Origin of the sequence: Cellulomonas iranensis NBRC 101100 = JCM 18110, from assembly GCF_001552375.1 — a bacterium.
GTDB lineage: Bacteria > Actinomycetota > Actinomycetes > Actinomycetales > Cellulomonadaceae > Cellulomonas > Cellulomonas iranensis.
In genome coordinates, this window is the sequence record NZ_BCRB01000032.1 from 17,520 (window position 1) to 40,070 (window position 22,551).

Sequence of the window (22,551 nt, forward strand, 5' to 3'; positions counted from 1 at the left end):
GGAGGCCGCCTGTACAGTCAAAACCTCCGAAACCCGACGAGAACGGACACCCTCGTGGAGATCGCACGCTTCGTCCAGCTGCTGCGCGCGCGGTGGCTCGCCGTCCTCGCGTGCGTCGCGCTGGGCACCGGCGCCGGGCTCGCCCTGCCGCTGACCATGACCCCCGTGTACGAGGCCCGCGCGCAGACGTTCATCACGCTCGCTGACGCGTCCGCGCCCGACGCGTCGCTCTTCGCGTCGTCGCAGTTCACCATGAGCCGGCTCAAGTCCTACACGATGCTCGTCGGGAGCCCGGGGGTGCTGGGGCCCGTCATCGCCGACCTGGGGCTCGGCACGGACGTCGCGACGCTGCGGGACGCCGTCACGGCGAGCAACCCCAGCGGCTCGTTCATCATCTCGGTGACCGCGCAGTCCGGGGACCCGGCGACGGCCGCCGCGATCGCGAACGCCGTGTCCGAGCGTCTGGGCACCGCGATCGAGGACCTCGAGGCGTCGTCCGCGGGTGCGCAGGTCTCGGCGCAGGTGGTGCGGGAGGCCGAGCCGCCCGCCTCGCCGACGTCGCCGCGGCGCAAGCTCGCGCTCGCGCTGGGGCTGCTGGCCGGGCTCGCCGTCGGGCTCGGGCTCGCGGCGGCGCGCCAGCAGCTCGACCGTTCCGTGCGCACCGCCGAGCACCTCAAGCAGGTCACGGGCGCCGGCGTCCTGACCGAGGTGCCCCTCGACCCGTCGATCGCGGGCGTGACGCGCTCGCTGTCCGTCACGGAGTCGTTCCGCACGCTGCGCGCGAGCCTGCGCTTCGTCGACGTCGACCACCCGCCCCGCGTCATCGCGGTCTCGTCGGCGGTGGTCGCCGAGGGCAAGACCTCGACGGCGGTGAACCTCGCCGCGTCGCTCGCCGCGAGCGGCAGCACGGTGTGCCTGGTCGACGCCGACCTGCGCCGGCCGGGGGTGTCGCAGCACATCGGCATCCTCGACTCCGTGGGGCTCTCCGACACCCTCATCGGGGAGTACCCGCTGGACGACGTGCTGGTCGACTGGGAGGACGGCGTCACGGTGCTGCCCGCCGGCACGCTGCCGCCCGACCCCGCGGCGCTGCTCGGCTCGCAGGCGATGACGGCGACGGTCGCCGCGCTGCACGAGCGCTTCGACTTCGTCATCCTCGACACGCCGCCCCTCACGCCCGTCGTCGACGGCGCGGTGCTCGGCGCCCTCGCCGACGGCACGATCCTGGTGGTGCGGCACGGCAGCACCGACGCCGCGGCCGTCGCGCGTGCCGCCGAGACGCTCGACGACGCCGGCGCGCGGCTGCTGGGCACGGTCCTCAACCGCGTGCCGCGCACGCGGCGGCGCCGCGCCGAGTACTCGTACGTGCCGCGCACACGGACGGGCCCCGGCCCCGCACGGCACGCGGACGGCGCACGCGCGGACGACGCGGCCGAGGGCGCTGCGGCCGAGGGTGCTGCGGCCGGGGCGCCGGACGGTGCCGCGGCGAGCTCGCCGGACGACGCGACCCGCTCGCTCGCGCCCGACGACGTGGCCCCCTCGCCCGCGCCGGACGACGCCGAGCAGGAGCACGCCGCGCAGGAGCACACTGAGCAGGAGCACACCCCGCGGGCCGCGACGACGCAGCACCGCACCCCGCGCGCCGCGGCCGGCGCCGCCCGGCCGTGACGCGCACCGCGGGTCCCCTGCGCGTCCTGGTGGTCTGCCGCGCCAACGTGTGCCGCTCGCCCCTCGCGCGCGCGGTGCTCCGGACGTCCCTCGGGGACGGCGTCGACGTGGTCGCCGCGGGCACGCACGCACCCGTCGGCAGCCCCGCGTGCTCCCTGGTCCGCGCGCGCGTCGAGGCCGAGGCCTGGCTCCCTCCCACCACGGGGGCGCACGCGGTGACCGTGGCCGACCTGCGGTCGGCGGACCTCGTCCTGGGGGCCGACCGCACCGTGTGCGCCGACGTCATCGCGCTGCTGCCCGCCGCGCGCCCGCGCGTGTTCACGCTGCGCGAGGCCGGCCCTGTGGCCCGCATCGCGCTGGGGTCGGCCCGCGACGCGGCACGGCCCGCGGGGGCCCGTGAGCTCGTGGGTCGCATGCCCGCGGCACGCGCGATCGCCTGGCACGCGGACGCCGCCGCCGCGACGGGCCGGCGACGGCGCGGCGCGGGGCCGGTGCCACCCGAGGGCGCGCGCTGGGACGTCGCCGACGGGCACCTCGACGACCTCGCGGCCCACGAGCGCACGATCGACGCCGTCGTCGCGGCGTGCCACGACCTGGTGGACGTCCTGGCCCACGTGCTCGACGAGGAGCGCGCGGCACGGAGCTGACGTCGGAGCCGGAGGATCCCGCGGCCACCCCGCGGCACGACGACGCCCGGCGGGCGGGACCGTCGCGGCCCCGCCCACCGGGCGTCGCGTGCGTCAGCGGCCGGCCTGGTCGACGTACGTCGACAGGTCGGGGCACAGGTGCTCGACCGCGTCCGGCCACTGCGCCGCGTCCGGGTCGTCGCGCAGCGCCTCGACGAGCACGTCGGCGTCGACCGCCGCGAGGTAGCGCATGCGGGCGCACGCCTCGACGCCCGCCTCGAGCACGGCCGCCGGGTCGACGCCGTCGGGCACGCGCCCCTCGAGGTACGCGTCCGCCTGGTCGTCGTCGGGCGCGGGCGGCTCGACGGACGTGAGGTCGGGCGGCGGGGCCGACGGGTCCACCGACGGTGCGGCGGCCGGTCCCGTGGGCGACGCCGAGGGCGCGGCCGACGCCGACGCGCCGTCCGCCGCGTCCCCGGCACCCCCGGCACCGGGTGCGGGCGTGGCCGCGGTGCACCCGGCGAGCAGACCGCCCGCGAGCGCGAGGACCGCCACCGGTGCGCCGAGCGCGCGGCGCGTCCGGGCGCTCACGACGCCTCGAACGTGAGCGTGAGCTGCGGACGGTACGACGCCGTCGTGTGCTCGGAGGACCACAGCCACACGTTGTCCGTGCTCGTGGACGTCAGCGCGAGCGTCTGCGTCGCCCCGAGCCGGCCGTCGAACACGAGCGGGTCCAGCGGCGTCGTGTACACCGTGCTGGGCACCGACCCGCCGGGCCACGTCCCCACGACGACGCCCGAGAGCGCCGGCCGCCCGGCGTACACGAGCGTGGCCTGCGACCACCCGGACTCCGCCCACTGCCAGGTGTACGGGTCGACGGACCCCGCGCTCGCCGCCGTGGTCGTCCGGACCCGCAGCGCGGCGCCCGTCAGGCGCAGCCCGGCGGGTGCCGGCGGCAGGTCGAACTTGAGGTAGGTCGCCTGGAACGGCGTCCCGCCGCGCGCGCTGAGCTGGTTGAAGGTGCCCTGCGGCGTCGTGGGCGCGCTCTGGTTGACCCACGTGTCCTCGGTGGGCGCGAGCACCACCGTCACGGGGTCCGTCGACGGTGCGACGGTGGCCGTGGCCGGGTCCGACGGCGGGCCCGTGTTGCCGGCGGCGTCGCGCGCGACGACGCGGTACGTGTACGACCCGATCGCGAGCCCGGTGTCGGTCCACGTCGTCGCGGTGACCTGGGCGACGCGCGTCGCCTCCGACGGGACGAACCCCGGGTCGGTCGAGCGGTGCACGTCGTACCCGGTGACCCCGCGGTCGTCGGTCGCCGCCGTCCAGGACAGCTGCACGGTCGTGCCCGTGACGCCCGCCGTCAGGGCCGTGGGCGCCGAGGGCGCCGCGGTGTCCGGGCCCGTCACCGTCACCGTGACCGGTGCGCTCGCGGCGCCGACGTTGCCGGCGGCGTCCCGGGCGAGCACGCGGTAGGTGTAGGTGCCCGGCGCGAGCGCGGCGTCGGCGTACCCGGGTGCCGCGACGTCGCCCAGGTGCGTCTCGGCCGAGGGCGTGAACGCCGGGTCGCTCGAGCGGTGCACCTCGTACGCCACGACGCCGACGTCGTCGGTCGCCGCGGACCACGTGAGGGCCGCGTCGCTCTCGCCGGCGGTCGCCGCCAGGTCGCCCGGCGTCGAGGGCGCCGTGAGGTCGGGCGGCGGCGTGCCGGTGCCGAGCGCGTGGTGCTGCGCGACCTGCGCGGCCGTGAGCACGGCGGGGTACACCGCGACCTCGTCGACCGAGCCCACCAGGTACGGCGAGCTCGACCCCCATGTCGGGTCTCCGCCGACCTTCCAGTACCCGGTGTAGGCCTGCGCGGCGCCCTGCGGGTTGGTGCCCACGAGCGCGCCGTCGACGTACAGGCGCATGCCGTCGGCAGGCGACTGCGTCGCGACCACGTGGTGCCACGCGCCGTCGTTGTACGGCGCGGGCGTCGTGATGGTGTTCGCCGACCCCGTCCAGACGCCGAAGACCAGACGTCCGTCGTCCTGCAGGTACACGTGCCGGTCGTAGTTGCCCGACAGCCCCGTGCGGTTGTCGCCGAACCCGATGAGCTTGCCGCCGCGGTTCGTGGTGCTGCTGAACCACAGCTCGAGGGAGTACGTCGACGGGTTCGTCGTGCTGAGGTCGCTCACGACGTTGCCGCCGCCGTTGCGGAACCGCACGCCGCGGCCGTCGGTGCCCACCACGGGGCTGTCCGCGCCGAGCGTGACCGCGCCCTGGTAGCTGCCCGTCGCGCCGTACGGCCCGGAGTCGGCGGCGGTGGTGCCGCCGGTCTCGCCGAGCCGCCAGAACAGGTCGGGGCCGAGCGCGTGCACGGCCTGGCCGTACGCGTCGGGGGGCGGGGTCTGCCCGGGCAGCGTGCGCCCGGACGCGGTGTAGTGCGCCTGGACCTGCGCCGCGGTCAGCGCGGTCGGGTACACCGCCGTCTCGTCGACGTCCCCGCCGAAGTACCGCGACGACGGCTGCGACGGCCACCCGTCGAGGTTGTCGCCGCCGACCCGCCAGCTCCCCTTGTAGGACTGCGCCGTCGTGGTCCCGTTGCGGCCCACGGGCACGCCGTCGACGTACATCGTCATGCCGGCGGCGCCCTGCGTGGCGACGACGTGGTGCCACTCGCCGTCGTTGTAGGAGCGCGGGCTCGTGACCGTCTGCGTCGAGCCGGTGTACACGCCGAACACGAGCTTGCCCGCGTCGGTCATGTAGACGTGCCGGTCGTAGCTGCCGGACGTGCGCAGCGCGGCGGGCGACATCCGGTTGGACTGCCCGTTCCCGAAGCCCACGATCTTGCCGCCCTGCGTGGACGTGGTCCGGAACCAGGTCTCGACCGAGTACGTCGACGGGCCCTGCTCGATCCAGTCGCTGTGCGCGGTGCGCCCGTCGCCGAAGCCCATCGCCCAGCCGCCGTCGCCGACGGGGCTCGTCGTCGAGCGGAACGCGGGCGTGCCGGTGAGCACGCCGTTGCGGCCCTGCCCGGCGGAGTCCCACGCGACGCCGCCCGAGCCCTCCTCGTAGCGCCAGTACAGGGACGGCTGGTCCGCGAGGACCGCCGCCGGGTAGGCGACGTCGGACGAGCGGGCTGCGACCGACGCCGCGCCGGACAGCGCGCTCACGTTCGTGCCGTCGGTCGCGCGGACCCGGTAGGAGTACGTCTGGCCGGGGGTCACCGACGTGTCGACGAACGAGCCCTGGGGGCGCGTCCAGAAGGACGAGGCGACCCGCACGGTCGCGATCGGCGTCGCGCCGCCGTTGCGGAAGACCTCGTAGGCGAGCTCGGAGTCGTCCGGGTCGACGACGCTGCGCCAGCGCACGTGCACGGCGCCGGTGGTGGTGGACTCGACGGTCACGGTGGGGACCGGCGGGGCGCCCGTGTCGACCTGCCCGAACCGCGTGAGGCCCTGCTGCGCGCTGCCGTTGGTCGTCGTGAACTCGCCGCCCACCCACAGGTACTGCTGGGAGCCCGCGGTGGCGACGGCCAGCGCGCGCGGCCCGATGCTCTCGCCGATGCCGTCGTTCGTGTCGGGGTACCAGCCGGCGAGCTGCGCGTCGTCCACGCGCTGCGCCGTCAGGTGGGTCCGCTTGCCCTCGGTGAACCAGCCCATCGACTCGCAGTCGTGCGCGTGGTGGCCCGCGTACAGCAGGCCGTCGTGCTCGAGCACGGCCTGCGTCGCCCCGAGGCACGTGTCGCGCCACACCTGGTCGAGCGAGCCGTAGGCGAGCGCGAGGCGGCCGTCGAACACGCCGCCGCCCGTGCCCTCGTTGCCGACGTAGAAGCCCGCCTGGCCGGCGTCGACCGCCTTGGTGACGGACGTGTCCGGGATGAACCCGCGCGGGTAGGTGCGCGTCACCGCGCCCGTGCCCGCGTCGACGGCGGCCAGCGAGTGGGAGTTGGCGCCCCCGACCGTGAAGAAGTCGCCGCCGAGCATGACCGTGCCGCCGTCGGGCGAGACCGCGATCGCGCGACCGACCGCGTCGGCGTCGGCCCGCCACGGCAGGAGCGCACCGGTCCGGGCGTCGAGCGCCGCGAAGTAGTCGCGCCGCTCGCCGCCGACGGTGCGGAAGTCGCCGCCGACGTACAGCACGTCGGGCGTGGCGGCCAGCGCGCGGACCGTCGCGGAGACCGACGGCGCGGTGAACGTCGACCGGACCGTGCAGGTCGCGACGTCGACGGCCGCGATCTTGTTCGCGTAGGTCGAGTCGACGCGTCCGAACAGGCCGCCCACGTAGAGCGTCGCGCCGTCGGGCGAGGTCGCGAGGGCACGGACCGTGATGCCGCTGCCGACGCTCAGCTGGGGGCGGCACGACGTGGGCTGGCCCGTCGTCGTGTCGAGCGCCACGAGCCCGGTCACCGGGATCGCGGAGCCGGACCCGCCGGACGGCGGGCGCAGCTGCGAGAACGTGCCGCCGGCGAACACCTTGTCGCCGGCGGCCGCGAGCGACCACACCACGCCGTTGGTCTGCCACGTGGGCAGGCTGTCGGCGCTGAAGGCGACCCCGGGCGTGAGCGCCTGCGCGGGCGCCGCCCCCACGGGTGCGGCGACGAGCGCCGCCGCACCGAGCACCACCGTCGCCACGGCGGCGACGATCTTCGACTTCCTGACCACGGGCCACCTCGCAACGAACGCGCCATCCCGGTCCGGCCGGGCGTGGCGACTCTAAGACGCGTATGTCCCGTTTTGCCCTCTCCTGGGGGCTTTTCACCCGGATGACCACCCGCGGGGAGCAGCACGCGCCGCTACCGTGGGCCGATGCCGATCGCACCGCCACCGGCCCGCCGCCACCTGGCCGGGTTCCGCGGCACGGGGTACGACAAGGGTCGCCCGGCCGCCGTGCAGGCGCTGTGGCTCGCCGTCTCCGGGCTCGTGGTCGTGCGGTGGTGGTGCCCGGCGTCGCTGCGGGCCGCTCTGCTGCGCGCGTTCGGCGCGCGCATCGGCACCGGCACGGTGATCCGCCACCGGGTCCGCGTGCACTGGCCCTGGAAGCTCACGGTCGGCGACGACACCTGGATCGGCGAGGGCGCCTGGATCCTCAACCTGGAGCCCGTGACGATCGGCTCCGACGTCTGCATCTCGCAGGACGTGCTGCTGTGCACCGGGAGCCACGACGCCCGGTCGGCCACGTTCGAGTACGACAACGCGCCCGTCGTCGTGCAGGACGGCGCCTGGGTCGCCGCGCGCGCGACGGTGCTGCGGGGCGTGACGATCGGCGCCGACGCGGTCGTCGGCGCGACGGCGCTCGTGACGACGGACGTGCCGCCCGGGGCGCGCGTGCTGGCGCCGCGGGGGCACGTGGTGCCCTGAGGCGGCACCCGAGACACGTCAGACGCGGACGGCCCCGGCCTGCTCGCGGTACCACGCGACGGTGCTCTCGACGCCCTCGGCGAGGCCGATGCGCGCACGCCAGCCCGTCGCGTGCAGCCGACCCACGTCGAGCACCTTGCGCGGCGTGCCGTCGGGCTTCGAGTCGTCCCACCGGGTCTCGCCGGTGAAGCCCGTGCTGCTCGCGACCAGGCCGGCGAGCTCGCGGATCGTCACGTCGGTCCCCGTGCCGACGTTCACGTGCAGGTCGTCGTCGTAGTGCTCGAGCAGGTGCAGGACGGCGTCCGCGAGGTCGTCGACGTGCAGCATCTCCCGGCGCGGTTCGCCCGTCCCCCAGTTGGTGACCGTCGGCGCCCCCGTGCGCGCGGCCTCGTCGTACCGGCGCACGAGCGCGGGCAGCACGTGCGAGCCCGTCGGCGAGAAGTTGTCGCCCGGGCCGTACAGGTTCGACGGCATGGCGCTGATCCACGGCAGGCCGTACTGCCGACGCACGGCCTGCACGTGCAGGATCCCCGTGATCTTCGCGATGGCGTACGCGTCGTTGGTGCGCTCGAGGGGCCCCGTGAGCAGCGCCTCCTCGGGGATCGGCTGCGGCGCGAGCCGCGGGTAGATGCACGACGACCCGAGCAGCAGCAGCCGCTCGACGCCCGCGCGCCGCGCGGCGTCGAGCACGTTCACCTGGATGCGCACGTTGTCGGACAGGAAGTCGACCGGCTGCTGCGCGTTGGCCCAGATGCCGCCGACGCGCGCGGCCGCGAGCACCACGTGCCGCGGGCGCGTCGCGTCGACGAACTCCTCGACGCGCGCGGCGTCGCGCAGGTCGAGCTGGCCGGAGGGCAGACCGACGAGGTCGGTGAAGCCGGCCGCGCGCAGCCGACGCCAGACGGCGGACCCGACGAGGCCGCGGTGACCCGCGACCCACACCCGGTCGTCACGGTCGAGCGGTCCGGGGGTGAAGGTCGTCATGGTGCTCCTGTCGGTGTCAGTACGCGCCGGCGCCCGTGAGCACGGCACGCGCGGTCTTCCAGATGATCAGCATGTCCATCGCGACGGACCAGTTGTCGACGTACCGCAGGTCGAGCCGCACGGACTCCTCCCACGACAGGTCGGAGCGCCCGCTGACCTGCCACAGCCCCGTGAGGCCGGGCTTGACGTGCAGACGGCGCTGCACCTCGTCGGGGTACACCGCGACCTCCTCGAGCAGCGGCGGACGCGGCCCCACGACCGCCATCTCGCCGCGCACGATGTTGAGCAGCTGGGGCAGCTCGTCGATCGAGAACCGGCGCAGCACGCGCCCCACCGGGGTCACGCGCGGGTCGTCGGCCATCTTGAACAGCACGCCGTCGCGGTGGCCCGACGCGAGCAGCGCGGCGCGCCGCTCGTCGGCGTCGCGGTACATCGTGCGCAGCTTGTACATCGTGAACGTCGTGCCGTCGCGGCCCACACGGGTCTGACGGTAGACCGCCCCGCCGGGCGACGTCAGCGCGACCGCGGCCGCGGCGACGAGCAGCACGGGCGACAGCACGACGAGCGCGGCACCGGCCATCGTGGCGTCCATGGCCTGCTTGAGCAGCAGCCGCCCGCGGGGCGCACCGACCTCGACCTCGAGCAGCGAGAGCCCGACGGCCGGGCGGACCGTGAGCCGCGGGCCCGCGACCTCGACGAGGTCGGGCACGACCACGAGCCGCGCACCGGCGCGCGACAGCGCCCAGGACAGCCGCCGCAGCGCCTCGCCCGAGAGGCACGAGCCCGTCACGAGCACCACCTCGGCGCCGCGGTCCGCGACGACCTGGACCACGTCCGCGACCGCGCCGAGCACCGGCACCCCGGCGACCTGGTGCGCGAGGTCGACCGACGGCAGGCACACGCCGTCGATGCGGTACCCGTGGTGCGGCGCGCGCGAGAGGTCGCGCACGAGCCTGCCGGCCGCGAACGGGTCGCCGACGACCACGGTGCGCTGCATCGCGTGGCCGAGCGCGCGGCGGCGCCGCAGCCGGCGCTGCGCGACGAGGCGCACGCACCACGTGAGCGCGAGCGCGACCGGCACGCCGACGAGCACGTAGCTGCGGGGCACGTCGAGCCGGAACACGTACCCGAGCAGGATGAGCGCGACGACGAACGCGAGGGCGGCGCGCAGCGCGACCTGGAACTCGCCGGGCCCGTCGCCGGTCTGCCGGCGGCCGTACCCGCCGCCGAACGCGACCAGGAGGACGAACGCCGCCGCGGCGACGCCGGCGACGACGAGCGACTCCAGCAGCCCGGAGTGCACGCGGTACACGACGGCGGTCGTCGTACCGACGACGGTCGCGTCGCCGCCCGCGACGGCGAGGGCGTGGCGCACGCGCACGGCGCGCCAGCCGTCGGCCTGCGCGAGGGGGTCGGAGTTGAGGACGGTGCGCCGCCGGACGAAGGGCTCGGAGGACGCCCACGACCGACGGGGCTCGAGAGCCCGTCCGCGCCGGTCGTCCCCCTGGTCGCCCCAGACCCGTTCGCCCGCCGTCAGTGTCATGGCTCCCCCGTGGTCCGCTAGCGTGATGACGAGAGGCTAATCGCCCCTTTCGGGGTGATTGGGGGTTAACGTCCGATTTCACCCTCTTCGGGCGGTGATGTCACCCTTGTGCGGGTGTGCATCGGGTGACCGGCAGGCGAACGACCGTCAGACCTTCGTGTGGAACCGCAGCTGCGCCGCCTCGAGGCCCTCGAGCACGACCGCCTCGACGGCGTCGGCCGCGCGGTCCACGAGCCACGGCAGGTCCTTCTTCTCGGGGCCGGAGAAGTCCTTGAGCACGAAGTCCGCCGGGTCCTGCCGGCCCGGAGGGCGCCCGACGCCCACCCGCACGCGCACGTAGTCCTTCGAGCCGAGCGCCTTGGACGTGTCGCGCAGGCCGTTGTGGCCGCCCTCACCGCCGCCGCGCTTGAGGCGGACGTCCGCGAACGGGATGTCGAGCTCGTCGTGCACCATGACGACCCGCTCGACCGGCACGTCGTGGTAGCGCGCGAGCGCCGCCACGGGACCGCCCGACACGTTCATGTACGTCGTGGGCTTGGCGAGGACGACGCGCGGGCCGGGCGCACCGCCCGGCAGGGTGCCGAGGCGCACGTCGGCCGACACGGCCTGCGGGCGCCGGCCCAGCAGGCCGCCGCGCGAGGAGAACGAGGCCCCCGTGCGGCGCGCGAGCTCGTCGAGCACCATCTGGCCCACGTTGTGCCGGTTGCCCGCGTACTGCGCGCCGGGGTTGCCGAGGCCGACGACGAGCCAGGGTCCGTCGCTCACGGTGGGGTCCTCCAGGGGTGCCGGTGGTGGGGGTACGACGACGCCCGGCACCGTGCACGGTGCCGGGCGTCGCGGGGAGCTGCGGTGCTCAGGCCTCGCTGGCGGACGCGGCCGACTGCTCGGCGGCGAGCTCGGCGGCGGCCTCCTCGGCGGCCACGTCGGCGGCCGACGCCTGCGGCACGGTGACCGTGACGACGACGATCTCGGCGTCGGTGACGAGCGTCGTGCCCGTCGGCAGCGTGACCTCGCCGGCCGTGACGGCCGAGCCACCCTCGAGGCCCTCGATCGAGACCTCGACGTGCTGCGGCAGGTGGGTGGCCTCGGCCTCGAGCGACAGGTTCTGCGTCTCGACGACGTGGATCGTGCCGGGCGCCGACTCGCCGACGATCGTGACGGGCACGTCGACGGCGACCTTCTCGCCCTTCTTCACGATGAGCAGGTCGACGTGCTCGATGACCTGGCGCACGACGTCGCGCTGGACGTCCTTGACGATCGCGAGGGTCTCCTTGCCGTCGAGCTCGATCGAGTACAGCGCGTTCGAGTTCTTGAGCGAGAGCATCGTCTCGTGGCCCGGCAGCGTCACGTGCAGCGGCTTGGTGCCGTGCCCGTAGAGCACCGCGGGGATCTGGTGCGCACGGCGGATGCGGCGCGCCGCGCCCTTGCCGAACTCGGTACGGGCGGTGGCGACGAGCTTGATCTCGGACACTGCTGCTCCTCAGGCGTTCCGGTGGCGCCGCGGAGTGCCGCGGGCGCGGGGTCTGGCAGTCGGTGGACCCGCAGGAGCGGGGCTCCTCGGGTGGTCGGGCACGGGGCCCGGTGGCCTCGACGCGGGGCGCAGGACGGGGACCTGGACGCACACGGAGGCGACCACCCAGTCGATCACGGAGCCGGGGGCCGTTCCGGAGATGGTGCTTCCGGGTCGACCGTCCGTCGTCCCTCGCCGAGGCAACCGGACGATCCTAGCGGACGCGGGCCGGGACCTCGAACCCCGCCGAGGCGGTCGCGGACGTGCGCCCCGTCACCCGAGCGGTGCCGTCAGGTGCCCTCAGGGGCCGCCACGTGCCGTCAGGTGCCGTCGCCCCAGTCCCAGCGCACGGTGACCGTGGCGCGCACGGACTGCTCGCCGGGGTCCACCGGGAGCGCGAACGCGTCGGCGCCGAGCGCGCGCGCGAACCGCGGCACCTCTCCCCCGGCCGGGTCGCCCTCGTGCACCCAGCGCACGTCCCCCAGCGGCCGGCCGGCGAGGGCCGCGAGGTGCGTCGCCTTCTCGTGCGCGTCCTGCCACGCGGCCTCGCGCGCGAGGGCGTGCGCGGGAGCCGGGTCGGCCACCACGAGCCGCAGGCCCCCCAGGCGCACCGCCGGTCCGCCCGCGGCCAGCGCCGCACCCACGACGTCGCCCGCGGTCGCGGTGTCGCGCAGCGTCACGACGACCCCCATCCGTGCCACGACCCGCAGGTCGCCGTCCGGACCGTCCTGCTCGGTCCAGGTCGCGACGTCGCCCGTCCGCACCGCGCGGTCGTCGACGCCCGCGGCACGCAGCGCGGCGCGGACGGCCGCGAGCGCGGTCGTCGCGTCGCGCAGCGCGACCGCCACGTCCCGGTCGCGGACCTCGGTCGCGAGGTCCGCGAGGACCACGTCCGGCACGGCGTCGGCCGCGCCGGACCCGCGCACGGTCACGCCGCCGGGGGCGTCGGTGCCGTGCGCGGGGCCCGTCATGTCAGGCGTTCCCGTCGAACAGCGACGTCACCGAGCCGTCGTCGAAGACCTCGCGGATCGCGCGCGCCAGCAGCGGCGCGATCGACAGCACCGTGAGCTGCGGGAAGCGGCGCTCCTCGGCGACCGGCAGCGTGTCGGTGATGATCACCTCGCGCGCGCCGCACTCCTGCAGCCGCTCGACCGCCGGGTCGGACAGCACGCCGTGCGTCGCGGCCACGATGACGTCCTTCGCACCGGCCTCGAGGACCACGCGCACGGCGCCCGCGATGGTGCCCGCGGTGTCGATGAGGTCGTCGACGATCACGCAGCTCTTGCCCTCGACGTCGCCGACCACGCGGTTGGCGACGGCCTTGTTGGGGCTGCGGATGTCGCGCGTCTTGTGCACGAACGCGAGCGGTCCCCCGCCGAGCTTGGCGGCCCACTGCTCGGCGACGCGGATGCGCCCGGCGTCGGGCGACACGACCGTGACGTTCGAGGTGTCGACGCGCGTGCGCACGTACTCCACGAGGATCGGCTGCGCCCACAGGTGGTCGACCGGCCCGTCGAAGAAGCCCTGCGTCTGCGCGGCGTGCAGGTCGACGCTCATGATCCGGTCGGCGCCCGCGGTCTTGAACAGGTCGCTGACCAGGCGCGCCGAGATCGGCTCGCGCCCGCGGTGCTTCTTGTCCTGCCGCGCGTACGGGTAGAACGGCGCGATCACGGTGATCGTCTTGGCCGACGCACGCTTCATCGCGTCGATCATGAGCAGCTGCTCCATGAGCCACTGGTTGATCGGCGAGCAGTGCGACTGCAGCACGAACGCGTCGGCGCCACGCACCGACTCCCCGAACCGCACGTAGATCTCGCCGTTCGCGAAGTCGTACGCGTCGGTCGGGAGCAGCTCGATGCCGAGGTGGTCGGCCACGTCCTTCGCGAGCTCCGGGTGCGCGCGCCCCGACGCCAGGACCAGGCGCTTCTCCCCGTCGTGGCTGATGATGCCGGTCATCGCGTCCCGTCCTCGTTCGTCGTGCCGCCCGCCGGTGCGTCGGTCGGGTCGTCCAGCTGCGCCGGCTGCCCGGGCAGGTGCGGGGGCGGCGTCACGGGGATCGCCGCGGTCGCCGCGCGCTCGCGCTCGGCGCGCGCCTGGGGCGACAGGCCCGCGACGTCGCGCGTGCCGCGCGCCTTCGCGGCCGCCTCGGCGGCGGCGGTGCCGGCGCGCGAGCGCTGCACCCAGCCCTCGATGTTGCGCTGCGAGCCCGCGCTCACCGCGAGCGCCCCCGGGGGCACGTCGCGCCGGACGACCGTGCCGGCGCCCGTGTACGCGCCGTCGCCCACGACCACGGGGGCGACGAACATGTTGTCCGAGCCGGTGCGGGCGTGCGAGCCGATCACCGTGCGGTGCTTGTTGACGCCGTCGTAGTTGACGGTCACCGACGCGGCGCCGATGTTCGAGTGCTCGCCGATCGTCGCGTCGCCCACGTACGACAGGTGCGGGATCTTCGAGCCCGTGCCGATCTGCGTGTTCTTGGTCTCGACGAACGTGCCGATCTTGCCGTCGGCGCCGAGCTCGGTGCCCGGCCGCAGGTAGGCGAACGGGCCGACCGTCGCGCCCTCGCCGACGACCGACAGCGAGCCGTGCGTGCGCACGACGGTCGCACCGGCGCGCACCTCGACGTCCGTGAGCGTCGTGTCGGGGCCGATCGTGGCGCCCTCGCCGATGCTCGTCGCGCCGTGCAGCTGCACGTTGGGCAGCAGCGTGACGTCCCGCGCGAGGTCGACGTCGACGTCGACCCACGTGGTCGCCGGGTCGACGACCGTGACGCCCGCACGCATCCAGTCCTCGAGGAGGCGGCGGTTGAGCTCGGCCCGCAGCACCGCGAGCTGCACGCGGTCGTTGACGCCCTCGACGCTCAGCCGGTCGTCGGTCCGCAGCGCGCGCACGCGCCCGCCGTCGCCGCGCGCGATCGCGAGCACGTCGGTCAGGTACACCTCGCCCTGCGCGTTGTCGCGGCCCAGCCGCGCGAGCGCGCTGCGCAGCACGGCCGCGTCGAACACGTAGACCGACGTGTTGATCTCGGCGACCGCGCGCTGCTCGTCGGTCGCGTCCTTCTCCTCGACGATCCCGAGCACGTCGCCCGTGCCCGGCTCGCGCAGGATCCGGCCGTAGCCCGTCGGGTCCGGCACCTCGGTCGTCAGGACCGTGACCGCGTTGCCGTCGGCCGCGTGCGCCGCGAGCATCTGCTCGAGCGTGCCCGCGTCCAGCAGCGGCACGTCGCCCGCGACGACGACGACCGCGCCGTCGAGCACCGAGCCCGCCGCGGCACCGCCCACGTCGTGCCCCGCGGCGACGACGTCGGCGGTCGCGGCCTGCGCGGCCGCGTCGAGCGCGGTCATCGCGACCTGCACCGCACGACCCGTGCCCGGCACGTCGTCCTGGTCGACGAGCAGCGCGTCCGCGTCGACCTCGAGCACGTGCGCCGCGACCCGCTCGCGCTCGTGCCGCACGACCACGGCGACGCGGCCCGGCTCGAGCGCGCGCGCGGCGGCGAGCGCGTGCCCGACCATGCTGCGACCGCCCAGCTCGTGCAGGACCTTGGGGGTCGCGGACCGCATGCGGGTTCCTTCACCCGCAGCGAGGACGACGACGGCGGCTGGGCGGGGGACGGTCACCAGGGGTGCTCCTCGCGGGTCTGCCCGGTGGACGGGCACTTGGTCTGCCGTGGAGCGACTCTACCGCCGCCGCGGTGCGCGACCCGACCGTTCGCGACGCGTGGCAGAGTGACGCCCGCCCCGTGCCGCCGCCGCCTGCGAGGACCCGCGTGCCGTCCCTCACGTTCACCGCCACCCGCCGCTCCGCCTACGCGGGGTACGTCGTGCAGGCGGTCGTCAACAACCTGGCGCCCCTGCTGTTCGTCGTGTTCCACACCGCGTTCGACGTGCCGGTCGCGCAGCTGGGGGCGCTCGCGGCGCTGAACTTCGGCGTGCAGCTCGCCACCGACCTCGTCGCGATGCGGGTGGTCGACCGGATCGGGTACCGCCGTCCGCTGGTGCTCGCGCACGTGCTCGCGGCGGCGGGCCTCGTGCTGCTCGCGGTGCTGCCGGCGGCGCTGCCGTCGCCGTTCCTCGGGCTGTGCGTCGCCGTCGTCGTGTACGGCGTCGGCGGCGGGCTGCTGGAGGTGCTGGTGTCGCCCGTCGTCGAGCACCTGCCGTCGCCGCAGGGGTCGAAGGCCGCGGGCATGGCGCTGCTGCACTCGTTCTACTGCTGGGGTCAGCTCGCGGTCGTGGTGGGCACCACGGTGCTGCTCGCCGCGCTGGGCACGGACCGGTGGGCGCTGCTGCCCGTGCTGTGGGCGCTCGTGCCGCTCGCGAACCTCGTGGTGCTGCTGCGCGTGCCGATGCCGGCCACGGTCCCCGACGAGCACCGCACGCCCGTGCGCCGCCTGCTCGGGACGCCGCTGTTCCTCGCGGCGCTCGTGCTCATGACGACGGGCGGCGCGGCCGAGCTGACGATCGCGCAGTGGTCGTCGTTCTTCGCCGAGCAGGGCACGGGCGTGCCCAAGGAGGTCGGCGACCTGCTGGGGCCGGGCCTGTTCGCGCTGCTGATGGGCCTGGGGCGGTTCGCGTACGGGATGTGGGGCCACGGCGTGCCGCTGCGCCCGCTGCTCGCCGCCTCGGGTGCGGGCGCCGCCGTCTGCTACGTCGTCGCGGCGACCGCGACCGTGCCGGTCGTCAGCCTGGTCGCGTGCGCGCTGTGCGGCCTCGCGGTCGCGCTGCTGTGGCCCGGCACGTTCTCGCTGACGTCCGCGCGGTTCCCGCTCGGCGGTGCCGCGATGTTCGCGCTGCTCGCGCTCGCGGGCGACGCGGGCGGCACGCTCGGGCCGCTGGGCGCGGGCGTGCTCGCGGGCCTGACCGACGGACCGCTGGACGGGCTCGCGGCGGCCCTGCCGCCCGACTCCGGCAGCGGGCTGCGCGCGGGTCTGCTGCTCATGGCCGTCGTGCCCGCGGCGTTCGCCGTCACCGTGCTGGTGTCGGGCCGCGCCGCCGCGGGCGACCGGCAGGGTCAGCCGGCCTGACGCGCGCCCGCGGACACGCGCGCGGTGCGCCGCCGGTCGAGCCGCCACGACGCGAGCGCCGAGAGCACGAGCGCCGTCGCGCCGCCCAGGACCGCGAGGCCGACGACGAGCCCGGGGTGCCGCTCGGCCGGCTCGACGAGCCCACCCAGGTCGACCTCGCCCGACGCCCCCAGCGCGGCGCCGCCGGCCGACAGGAGCATGATCGGGACGTAGCCCAGCAGCCGCCCGCGCGTGTAGCCGACCGCGTAGTACACGGGCAGCTGGATCCCGACGAGCAGCGCGTACGTGACGAACCCCGCCGTGGCGACGAGCCCGAGCTCGCCGGCCGTGACGACCGCGTCCCCGGTGGTCGACCACGCGACCGCGAGGACCGTGGCCGCCACCGTCGCGACCAGGTACGTCAGCAGCGACAGCACGTAGCGCGCGAGCACGAGGGTGCCGCGCTGCACGGGCAGCGACGCGTGCAGCGTGCCGAGGTCGTTCTTGTCCTCGACCGCGAACGGGTACGCCGCGACGACCGCGGCGAACACGGCGCCCGCCATGAGGCCGACCGCCGGCGGGCCGATGACCACCAGCACGCCCATCGCGCCCAGCACCATGAGCAGCTGGCGCGTGTAGGGGCGCACCGTCATGACGTCGAGCCGCAGCGCGGCGGCCGCGGCGCTCACGACCAGCCCCGCGAGGCGAGCAGGCCGCGGCGGCGGGCGGGTGCGGGCGGGTCGGGGTCGACGGGCGGCGGCGTGCCGCCGAGGTGCACGACGATCTGGTCGAGCGTGGGCCGCTCGACCAGCACGCCCGGGCCGAGCAGCGGCACGTCGTCGGTCGCGACGAGGGCCTCGACCCCCACGGGCGTGTGGCGCGCGCCGTGCAGCGGCACGATCCCGTCGGCCGGGAGCTCGTCGTCGTCGCCGCGGACCAGGCAGTACGCGTCGAGCACGTCGTCACGCGTGCCGCTGCGCACGACGCGCCCGCCGCTCAGCACCGTGAGGTGGTCGGCGATCCGCTCGAGGTCGGCCGTGATGTGCGTCGAGAACAGCACGCTGCGCGCGTCGTCGACGAGGTAGTCGCCGAGGATGCCGACGAGCTCGTCGCGCGCGACGGGGTCGAGGCCGCTGGTCGGCTCGTCCAGCAGCAGCAGACGCGCGTCGTGCGACAGCGCGACGGCGATCTGCAGCTTCATCGTCATGCCGCGCGACAGCTCCTTGACGCGCGCGCGGCGGTCGAGCCGGAACGTGCGCAGCAGCGTCGCGAACCGGTCGTCGTCCCAGCGCGCGTAGAACGGGCGCAGCGCCGTCGCGACGTCGTCGAGGCGCCAGTCCTCGACGAGCGCGGGGCGGTCGAGCACGATGCCGATCTCCTGGCGCAGCGCGACGGGCGCGGGCAGCGCGTGCCCCAGCACCTCGACCGTGCCGGCGGACGCGGTCCACATGCCCAGCAGCGTGCGGATGAGGGTGGTCTTGCCGGCGCCGTTGGGGCCGACGAGGCCCATGACGTAGCCGGTGGGGAGCGCGAGGTCGACGTCGCGCAGCGCGAAGCCGCCGAGGTCGACGGTGACGCCGCGCAGCGCGAGCGCGAGCGGCGCGGCACCGGCGGGGGCCGGGGTCGCCGCGGGGCCGGTCACCGGTGGGCCGCCGTCCGTGCGGCACCGGCGGGTCGCCCGGTCCCGGCGGGCGGGCCCGCGGCGTCGGTGTCGCCCGCGAGCAGCGCGTCGAGCATCTCGACGAGGTCGTCGCGGCCGAGCCGCGCGAGCCGCGCGGCGTCGATCGCGGTGGCCAGGCCGTCCTCGACGCGTCGCAGCAGCTGCTCGCGCACGAGGTCGGAGTCGACGGGGAGCACGAACGCGCCCTTGCCGGGCACGTTGGTGATGAACCCCTCGGCGGCGAGCTCGGCGTACGCCCGCGTGGTCGTGATGACCGAGATCCGCAGGTCCCGCGCGAGGCCGCGCACCGAGGGCAGCGCGGCGCCGTCCTCGAGCTCGCCGCGCAGGATCGCGGCCTTGACCTGCTGCGCGACCTGCTCGTACAGGGGCACGTCCGCGTTGTTCGAGACGACGATCCGCACGCCACCACCTCCTACTGTGTATAGACACTATGAACAGTAGAGCGCCGGTGCGTCAAGCCGCACGGTCCCGGCCGACGGCCCCCGCCGCGCGCTAGCGTCGTCGTCGTGCGCTCCTGACGACCCGCCCGCCCCGCCGCCCGCCGCGGCGACCGTCGTCGACCCCAGGAGCACCCGTGACCACCCCTGCCCGCCCCACCCCCTTCTGCGCCTACACCGCCCCCGCGCTGTGGGACGACCCCCACGTCTCGGCGCAGATGCTCGCCGCGCACCTCGACCCGCTGTCCCCGCTCGCGTCGCGCCCGCACGCGTTCGTCGACCGGTCCGCCGCCTGGCTCGTCCCCGCGCTGGGCCTCTCGCCCGGCGACCGGCTGCTCGACCTCGGCTGCGGGCCGGGGCTGTACGCCGAGCGCGTCGCCCGTGCCGGCGTGCGCGTGCTCGGCGTCGACGTCGCGTCCCGGTCGCTCGCGCACGCGCGCGCCGTCGCCCGCCGCGACGACCTGCCCGTCGAGCTCCGGCACGGCAGCTACCTCGACCCCGGGACCGACCTGGGCGACGGCCACGACGCAGCGATCCTGGTCTTCGAGGACTACAGCGTGCTGAGCCCCGACCAGCGCGCCACCCTCCTCGCGCGCGTCCACGGCGCGCTGCGGCCCGGCGGTCGGCTGCTGCTCGACGTCACGAGCGCGGCCCGCTTCGCGACCGTGCGCGAGGGCAGCACCACCGCGCCCGGGCTCATGGGCGGCTTCTGGTCCGCCGAGCCCTACGACGGGACGCACGAGACGTTCACGTACCCCGGGCTGCGGCTCGTGCTCGACCGGTACACGATCCGCACCGCACGCACGACGCGCGTGTTCTGGAACTGGATGCAGTGCCTCACGCCGCACGAGGTCGGCGACGAGCTGCGGGCCGCCGGCTTCGTCGCGCACGACGTGCTGGGCGACGTCGCGGGCGCGCCCCACGACCCGACGTCCCCCACGTTCGCCGTGCTCGCGCGGCGCGCCTGACGGCTCTCCTCGCGGTGCGGCCGTGGCGTCAGCCCCGGCGGCGCCACGCCCGCACCGCCCGCCCCACGAGCGGCACCAGCGGCAGCGCGAGCCACGCCGCGAGCACCGCACGCGTCGCCGCGCCGCCCGGGTCGAACGGTCCGGGCAGCACCGCGGTCGGCGTGATCGCGAGCATCGGCAGCGTGCGCGCGAGCGCCAGCACCTCGTCGTCCGGCATCGCGGCCACGTCGCCGAGCGTCGAGCGGCCCGCCACGCCCATCGACGCCGCGACCACGCGCATCGCGCGCACGCGCGCGTCGTCGTCGACCACCTCGACCGCGCGCCCCGCGAACGCCGCACCCGGCAGCGTGACCTCGACCTCGGGGTGCGCGACGGCGTTCCGGTACCACTGCGCCGCGTGCCCGTACCCGGCCACGACGACCACGGCGCCGTCGACCACCGCGTAGCACAGCGGCACCTCCCGACGCTCCCCGCTCACGCGGCCACGCGTCGCCAGCAGCAGGATCGACCCCGCCAGCGGCGTCGCGAGCAGCACACCACCGCCCCGGCGCAGGAGGGGCGCCGCGACGCGTCGGTTCACCACCAGGAAGCCGCGGCGCAGCGGCTCCGCGAGGCGTGCGAGGACGGGGCCGTACGGCAACGGGTCGCTCATGCGTCCACGCTAGGGAGGCGGGACCGGCCGTGGCAGGGGACGGAGGTCACCCGCCGCACCGGGCTCCGCCCCCAGGATTCGAACCTGGACCGCAAGGCTCCAAAGGCCTGCGTGCTGCCGTTACACCAGGGCGGACCGGCGGCCCAGTCTGCCAGGCGCGGTCGCCCCGGTGCGCCGGACCGGACGCGACCGCGGCGCACGGACGTCCCCCCGCGCAGGCGCGCGGCACGGCACACTGGCCCGATGGCCTCCGACTCGAAGCGGGCGACACGCGCGCGCATGACCGGGACCCAGCGCCGCGCGCAGCTGCTCGACGTGTCGCGGCGGCTCTTCGCCGAGAAGGGGTTCGACAACACGAGCGTCGAGGAGATCGCGGCCCGCGCCGAGGTCTCCAAGCCCGTCGTGTACGAGCACTTCGGCGGCAAGGAGGGCATCTACGCGGTCGTCGTCGACCGCGAGATCCAGACGCTCACCGGCGCGCTCACGGACGCGCTCGAGGAGGGCGGCCACCCCAAGGTCATGGTCGAGCGCACCGCGCTCGCGCTGCTGACGTACATCGAGGAGTCCGAGGACGGGTTCCGGATCCTCGTGCGCGACTCGCCCGTCGCGCAGGCCACCGGCACGTTCTCGTCGCTCATCGGCGACGTCGCGTCGCAGGTCGAGCACCTGCTCGCGGCGCAGTTCAAGAAGCAGGCGCTCGACCCGCGCACCGCACCGATGTACGCGCAGATGCTCGTCGGCATGGTCGCGCTCACCGGGCAGTGGTGGCTCGACGCCCGCAGCCCCAAGAAGGCCGAGGTCGCGGCGCACCTGGTCAACCTCGCGTGGAACGGCCTCGAGGGCCTCGAGCGCCGCCCCGCGCTGACGCGCCAGCCCTGACGCGACCGCCCCGGCGCGGCACGCGACGCAGGTCTCTCGACGACGACTAATCTTCCGACCATGGCCGAGCCGCACGACGACGGGACCCCGCGCGACGAGGTCGACCGCATCGTGCTCGCGTGGCAGCACGAGCGGCCGGACCTCGACGTGCGGCCCCTCACCGTGCTGTCGCGCGTCAGCCGCCTCGCGCGGCACCTCGACCTCGCGCGGCGCGGCGCGTTCGCGCGGCACGGCCTCGAGACGTGGGAGTTCGACGTGCTCGCCGCACTGCGGCGCGCCGGTGCGCCCTACCGCCTGTCGCCGGGGGCGCTGCTCACGCAGACGCTCGTCACGAGCGGCACCATGACCAACCGGATCGACCGGCTCGTGCAGCACGGGCTGGTCGAGCGCCAGCCGTCGCCCGACGACCGGCGCGGCGTGCTCGTGCAGCTCACGCCCGCCGGGCTGCGGCGCGTCGACGAGGCGTTCGCCGACCTGCTCGACGTCGAGCGCGGCCTCATCGGCGACCTGCCCGAGGCGGACCGCGAGCGGCTCGCGTCGCTGCTGCGCGACGTCCTCACGCTCTTCGACGCGTCGTGACGGCGCAGGGCCGCCGCCCGCGCGTCACGACCCGCCCCGCCACGAGCACGCCCGTCGCGGCGCCGCGACCGTGAGCGCCCGCGCCCGCGCGGGCGGTGCGCTGCTCGGGGCGCTGCTGCTCGTCGCCCTGACGCTGCGCGGACCGCTCGTGGCGCCCGCCCCCGTGATCGACCAGGTCGCCGGGACGCTCGGCCTCACGTCGTCGGCCGCGGGGCTGCTCACGGGGCTCGGCGTGCTGTGCTTCGCGACGCTCACGCCGCTCGCCGCGCTCGCGCTCGGGCGCGCGGGCACGACCCGGATGCTCGCGCTCGCGCTGCTCGCGATCCTCGGCGGCACGCTGCTGCGCTCGTTCGGCGGCGTGCCCGGCGCGTTCGTGGGGACCGTCGTCGTCGGCGCGGCGATCACCGTGGGGAACGTCGGGGTGCCCGTGGTCGTCGCGCGCGACTTCCCGACCCACGTGCCGCGCGTCATGGGCCTGTACTCGGCCGTCATGAACGCGGGCGCGTGGCTCACGACGCTCGGCACGGCACCCCTCGCCGGGCTCGTCGGGTGGCGCTGGGCGCTCACGGCGTGGGGCCTGCTGGCGCTGCTCGCGCTCGTCGTGTGGCTGCGCGTGGCGGGCGACGGCCCGTGGCGCGCGACCGGCCGGGCCGCGACACGGGCGGCCGCCGTGGCCGCCG

The 22,551-nt window shown here is 75.7% G+C and carries 21 protein-coding genes and 1 tRNA gene; 8 read left to right on the top strand and 14 right to left on the bottom strand.

Translation table 11 applies throughout. The features are described from left to right. Window positions 1-54: 54 nt before the first annotated feature. Together CS2_RS08820 and CS2_RS08825 are read left to right on the top strand one after the other, a co-directional pair. Complete coding sequence (locus tag CS2_RS08820; protein ID WP_070319683.1) at window positions 55-1,668, top strand: tyrosine-protein kinase domain-containing protein; 1,614 nt, start codon at window positions 55-57, stop codon at window positions 1,666-1,668. After that, complete coding sequence (locus CS2_RS08825) at window positions 1,665-2,315, top strand: arsenate reductase/protein-tyrosine-phosphatase family protein (protein WP_070319684.1); 651 nt, start codon at window positions 1,665-1,667, stop codon at window positions 2,313-2,315. Before CS2_RS08820 ends, CS2_RS08825 begins: the two co-directional genes overlap by 4 nt. 93 nt (window positions 2,316-2,408) lie before the next feature. Here the strand turns inward: CS2_RS08825 and CS2_RS08830 are convergent, their stop codons facing one another. Beyond that, entirely contained in the window at window positions 2,409-2,885 is a 477-nt protein-coding gene (locus CS2_RS08830; protein WP_070319685.1) for a hypothetical protein, read from the bottom strand. Then, complete coding sequence (locus CS2_RS18520; RefSeq protein WP_082740003.1) at window positions 2,882-6,940, bottom strand: LamG-like jellyroll fold domain-containing protein; 4,059 nt, start codon at window positions 6,938-6,940, stop codon at window positions 2,882-2,884. Before CS2_RS18520 ends, CS2_RS08830 begins: the two co-directional genes overlap by 4 nt. Window positions 6,941-7,084: 144 nt before the next feature. Between CS2_RS18520 and CS2_RS08840 the strand changes: the two genes are divergently transcribed. Beyond that, window positions 7,085-7,636, top strand: a complete 552-nt coding sequence (locus CS2_RS08840; protein WP_070319686.1) for an LbetaH domain-containing protein — start codon at window positions 7,085-7,087, stop codon at window positions 7,634-7,636. 18 nt (window positions 7,637-7,654) lie between these two features. Here CS2_RS08840 and CS2_RS08845 read toward each other — a convergent pair whose 3' ends face one another. The 7 genes from CS2_RS08845 to glmU form a co-directional block, all read right to left on the bottom strand. Further along, a complete protein-coding gene (locus tag CS2_RS08845) occupies window positions 7,655-8,620 on the bottom strand; it encodes a GDP-L-fucose synthase family protein (protein WP_070319687.1) in 966 nt (321 codons plus the stop codon). A gap of 16 nt (window positions 8,621-8,636) precedes the next feature. Next, window positions 8,637-10,163 (bottom strand): sugar transferase, encoded by a 1,527-nt coding sequence (locus CS2_RS08850; RefSeq protein WP_070319688.1) that lies wholly within the window; start codon window positions 10,161-10,163, stop codon window positions 8,637-8,639. A 147-nt stretch (window positions 10,164-10,310) separates the two neighbouring features. Further along, a complete protein-coding gene (pth, locus tag CS2_RS08855; RefSeq protein WP_070319689.1) occupies window positions 10,311-10,928 on the bottom strand; it encodes an aminoacyl-tRNA hydrolase in 618 nt (205 codons plus the stop codon). Between the two features lie 88 nt (window positions 10,929-11,016). Beyond that, a complete protein-coding gene (locus tag CS2_RS08860; RefSeq protein WP_070319690.1) occupies window positions 11,017-11,634 on the bottom strand; it encodes a 50S ribosomal protein L25/general stress protein Ctc in 618 nt (205 codons plus the stop codon). A gap of 359 nt (window positions 11,635-11,993) precedes the next feature. Further along, on the bottom strand, window positions 11,994-12,644 hold the full coding sequence (locus CS2_RS08865; RefSeq protein WP_070319691.1) for an SIMPL domain-containing protein: 651 nt from the start codon (window positions 12,642-12,644) through the stop codon (window positions 11,994-11,996). A 1-nt stretch (window position 12,645) separates the two neighbouring features. Further along, a complete protein-coding gene (locus CS2_RS08870; protein ID WP_046530244.1) occupies window positions 12,646-13,629 on the bottom strand; it encodes a ribose-phosphate diphosphokinase in 984 nt (327 codons plus the stop codon). Next, window positions 13,626-15,293 (bottom strand): bifunctional UDP-N-acetylglucosamine diphosphorylase/glucosamine-1-phosphate N-acetyltransferase GlmU, encoded by a 1,668-nt coding sequence (glmU, locus tag CS2_RS08875; RefSeq protein WP_046530243.1) that lies wholly within the window; start codon window positions 15,291-15,293, stop codon window positions 13,626-13,628. Before glmU ends, CS2_RS08870 begins: the two co-directional genes overlap by 4 nt. Window positions 15,294-15,442: 149 nt before the next feature. Here glmU and CS2_RS08880 point away from each other — a divergent pair, with 149 nt between their 5' ends. Then, the gene (locus tag CS2_RS08880) at window positions 15,443-16,696 is read left to right on the top strand and encodes an MFS transporter (protein ID WP_070319692.1); all 1,254 of its coding nucleotides are present in this window, start codon (window positions 15,443-15,445) and stop codon (window positions 16,694-16,696) included. On the opposite strand, the gene CS2_RS08885 is transcribed toward CS2_RS08880, so the two are convergent. From CS2_RS08885 to CS2_RS08895, 3 genes are read right to left on the bottom strand one after another with little or no spacing between them, the layout of a single operon-like run. Beyond that, window positions 16,684-17,364 (bottom strand): ABC-2 transporter permease, encoded by a 681-nt coding sequence (locus CS2_RS08885; protein WP_070319693.1) that lies wholly within the window; start codon window positions 17,362-17,364, stop codon window positions 16,684-16,686. The two genes, CS2_RS08880 and CS2_RS08885, sit on opposite strands and share 13 nt — an antisense overlap. Continuing rightward, window positions 17,361-18,317 (bottom strand): ABC transporter ATP-binding protein, encoded by a 957-nt coding sequence (locus CS2_RS08890; RefSeq protein ID WP_070319694.1) that lies wholly within the window; start codon window positions 18,315-18,317, stop codon window positions 17,361-17,363. The genes CS2_RS08885 and CS2_RS08890 overlap by 4 nt, the downstream gene beginning before the upstream one ends. Next, window positions 18,314-18,757 carry a GntR family transcriptional regulator gene (locus CS2_RS08895; protein WP_070319695.1) on the bottom strand — a complete coding sequence of 148 codons (444 nt, stop codon included), beginning with the start codon at window positions 18,755-18,757 and terminating at the stop codon, window positions 18,314-18,316. The genes CS2_RS08890 and CS2_RS08895 overlap by 4 nt, the downstream gene beginning before the upstream one ends. A 173-nt stretch (window positions 18,758-18,930) precedes the next feature. Here CS2_RS08895 and CS2_RS08900 point away from each other — a divergent pair, with 173 nt between their 5' ends. Next, window positions 18,931-19,761, top strand: coding sequence for an SAM-dependent methyltransferase (locus CS2_RS08900; protein WP_070319696.1), 831 nt, complete (start codon window positions 18,931-18,933; stop codon window positions 19,759-19,761). Between the two features lie 28 nt (window positions 19,762-19,789). Here CS2_RS08900 and CS2_RS08905 read toward each other — a convergent pair whose 3' ends face one another. Beyond that, window positions 19,790-20,413: a nitroreductase/quinone reductase family protein gene (locus tag CS2_RS08905; RefSeq protein WP_070319697.1), complete on the bottom strand. Its 624-nt coding sequence runs from the start codon at window positions 20,411-20,413 to the stop codon at window positions 19,790-19,792. Window positions 20,414-20,476: 63 nt separating this feature from the next. Beyond that, window positions 20,477-20,548, bottom strand: a tRNA-Gln gene (locus CS2_RS08910). A gap of 144 nt (window positions 20,549-20,692) precedes the next feature. On the opposite strand from CS2_RS08910, the gene CS2_RS08915 reads away from it, so the two are divergent. The 3 genes from CS2_RS08915 to CS2_RS08925 all read left to right on the top strand — a co-directional run. Further along, complete coding sequence (locus CS2_RS08915) at window positions 20,693-21,292, top strand: TetR/AcrR family transcriptional regulator (RefSeq protein WP_070319698.1); 600 nt, start codon at window positions 20,693-20,695, stop codon at window positions 21,290-21,292. A 60-nt stretch (window positions 21,293-21,352) separates the two neighbouring features. Continuing rightward, complete coding sequence (locus CS2_RS08920; RefSeq protein ID WP_046530237.1) at window positions 21,353-21,871, top strand: MarR family winged helix-turn-helix transcriptional regulator; 519 nt, start codon at window positions 21,353-21,355, stop codon at window positions 21,869-21,871. Between the two features lie 70 nt (window positions 21,872-21,941). Next, the coding region (locus tag CS2_RS08925) for an MFS transporter (protein ID WP_156442063.1) at window positions 21,942-22,551 on the top strand (610 nt) is incomplete at its 3' end.

Coding starts and splice junctions, on each gene's coding strand:
- CS2_RS08865 (WP_070319691.1), bottom strand. CDS start 12,644: ATGACGGGCCCCGCGCACGGCACCGACGCCCCCGGCGGCGTGACCGTG.
- CS2_RS08845 (WP_070319687.1), bottom strand. CDS start 8,620: ATGACGACCTTCACCCCCGGACCGCTCGACCGTGACGACCGGGTGTGG.
- CS2_RS08850 (WP_070319688.1), bottom strand. CDS start 10,163: ATGACACTGACGGCGGGCGAACGGGTCTGGGGCGACCAGGGGGACGAC.
- CS2_RS08870 (WP_046530244.1), bottom strand. CDS start 13,629: ATGACCGGCATCATCAGCCACGACGGGGAGAAGCGCCTGGTCCTGGCG.
- CS2_RS08905 (WP_070319697.1), bottom strand. CDS start 20,413: ATGAGCGACCCGTTGCCGTACGGCCCCGTCCTCGCACGCCTCGCGGAG.
- CS2_RS08920 (WP_046530237.1), top strand. CDS start 21,353: ATGGCCGAGCCGCACGACGACGGGACCCCGCGCGACGAGGTCGACCGC.
- CS2_RS08840 (WP_070319686.1), top strand. CDS start 7,085: ATGCCGATCGCACCGCCACCGGCCCGCCGCCACCTGGCCGGGTTCCGC.
- CS2_RS08915 (WP_070319698.1), top strand. CDS start 20,693: ATGACCGGGACCCAGCGCCGCGCGCAGCTGCTCGACGTGTCGCGGCGG.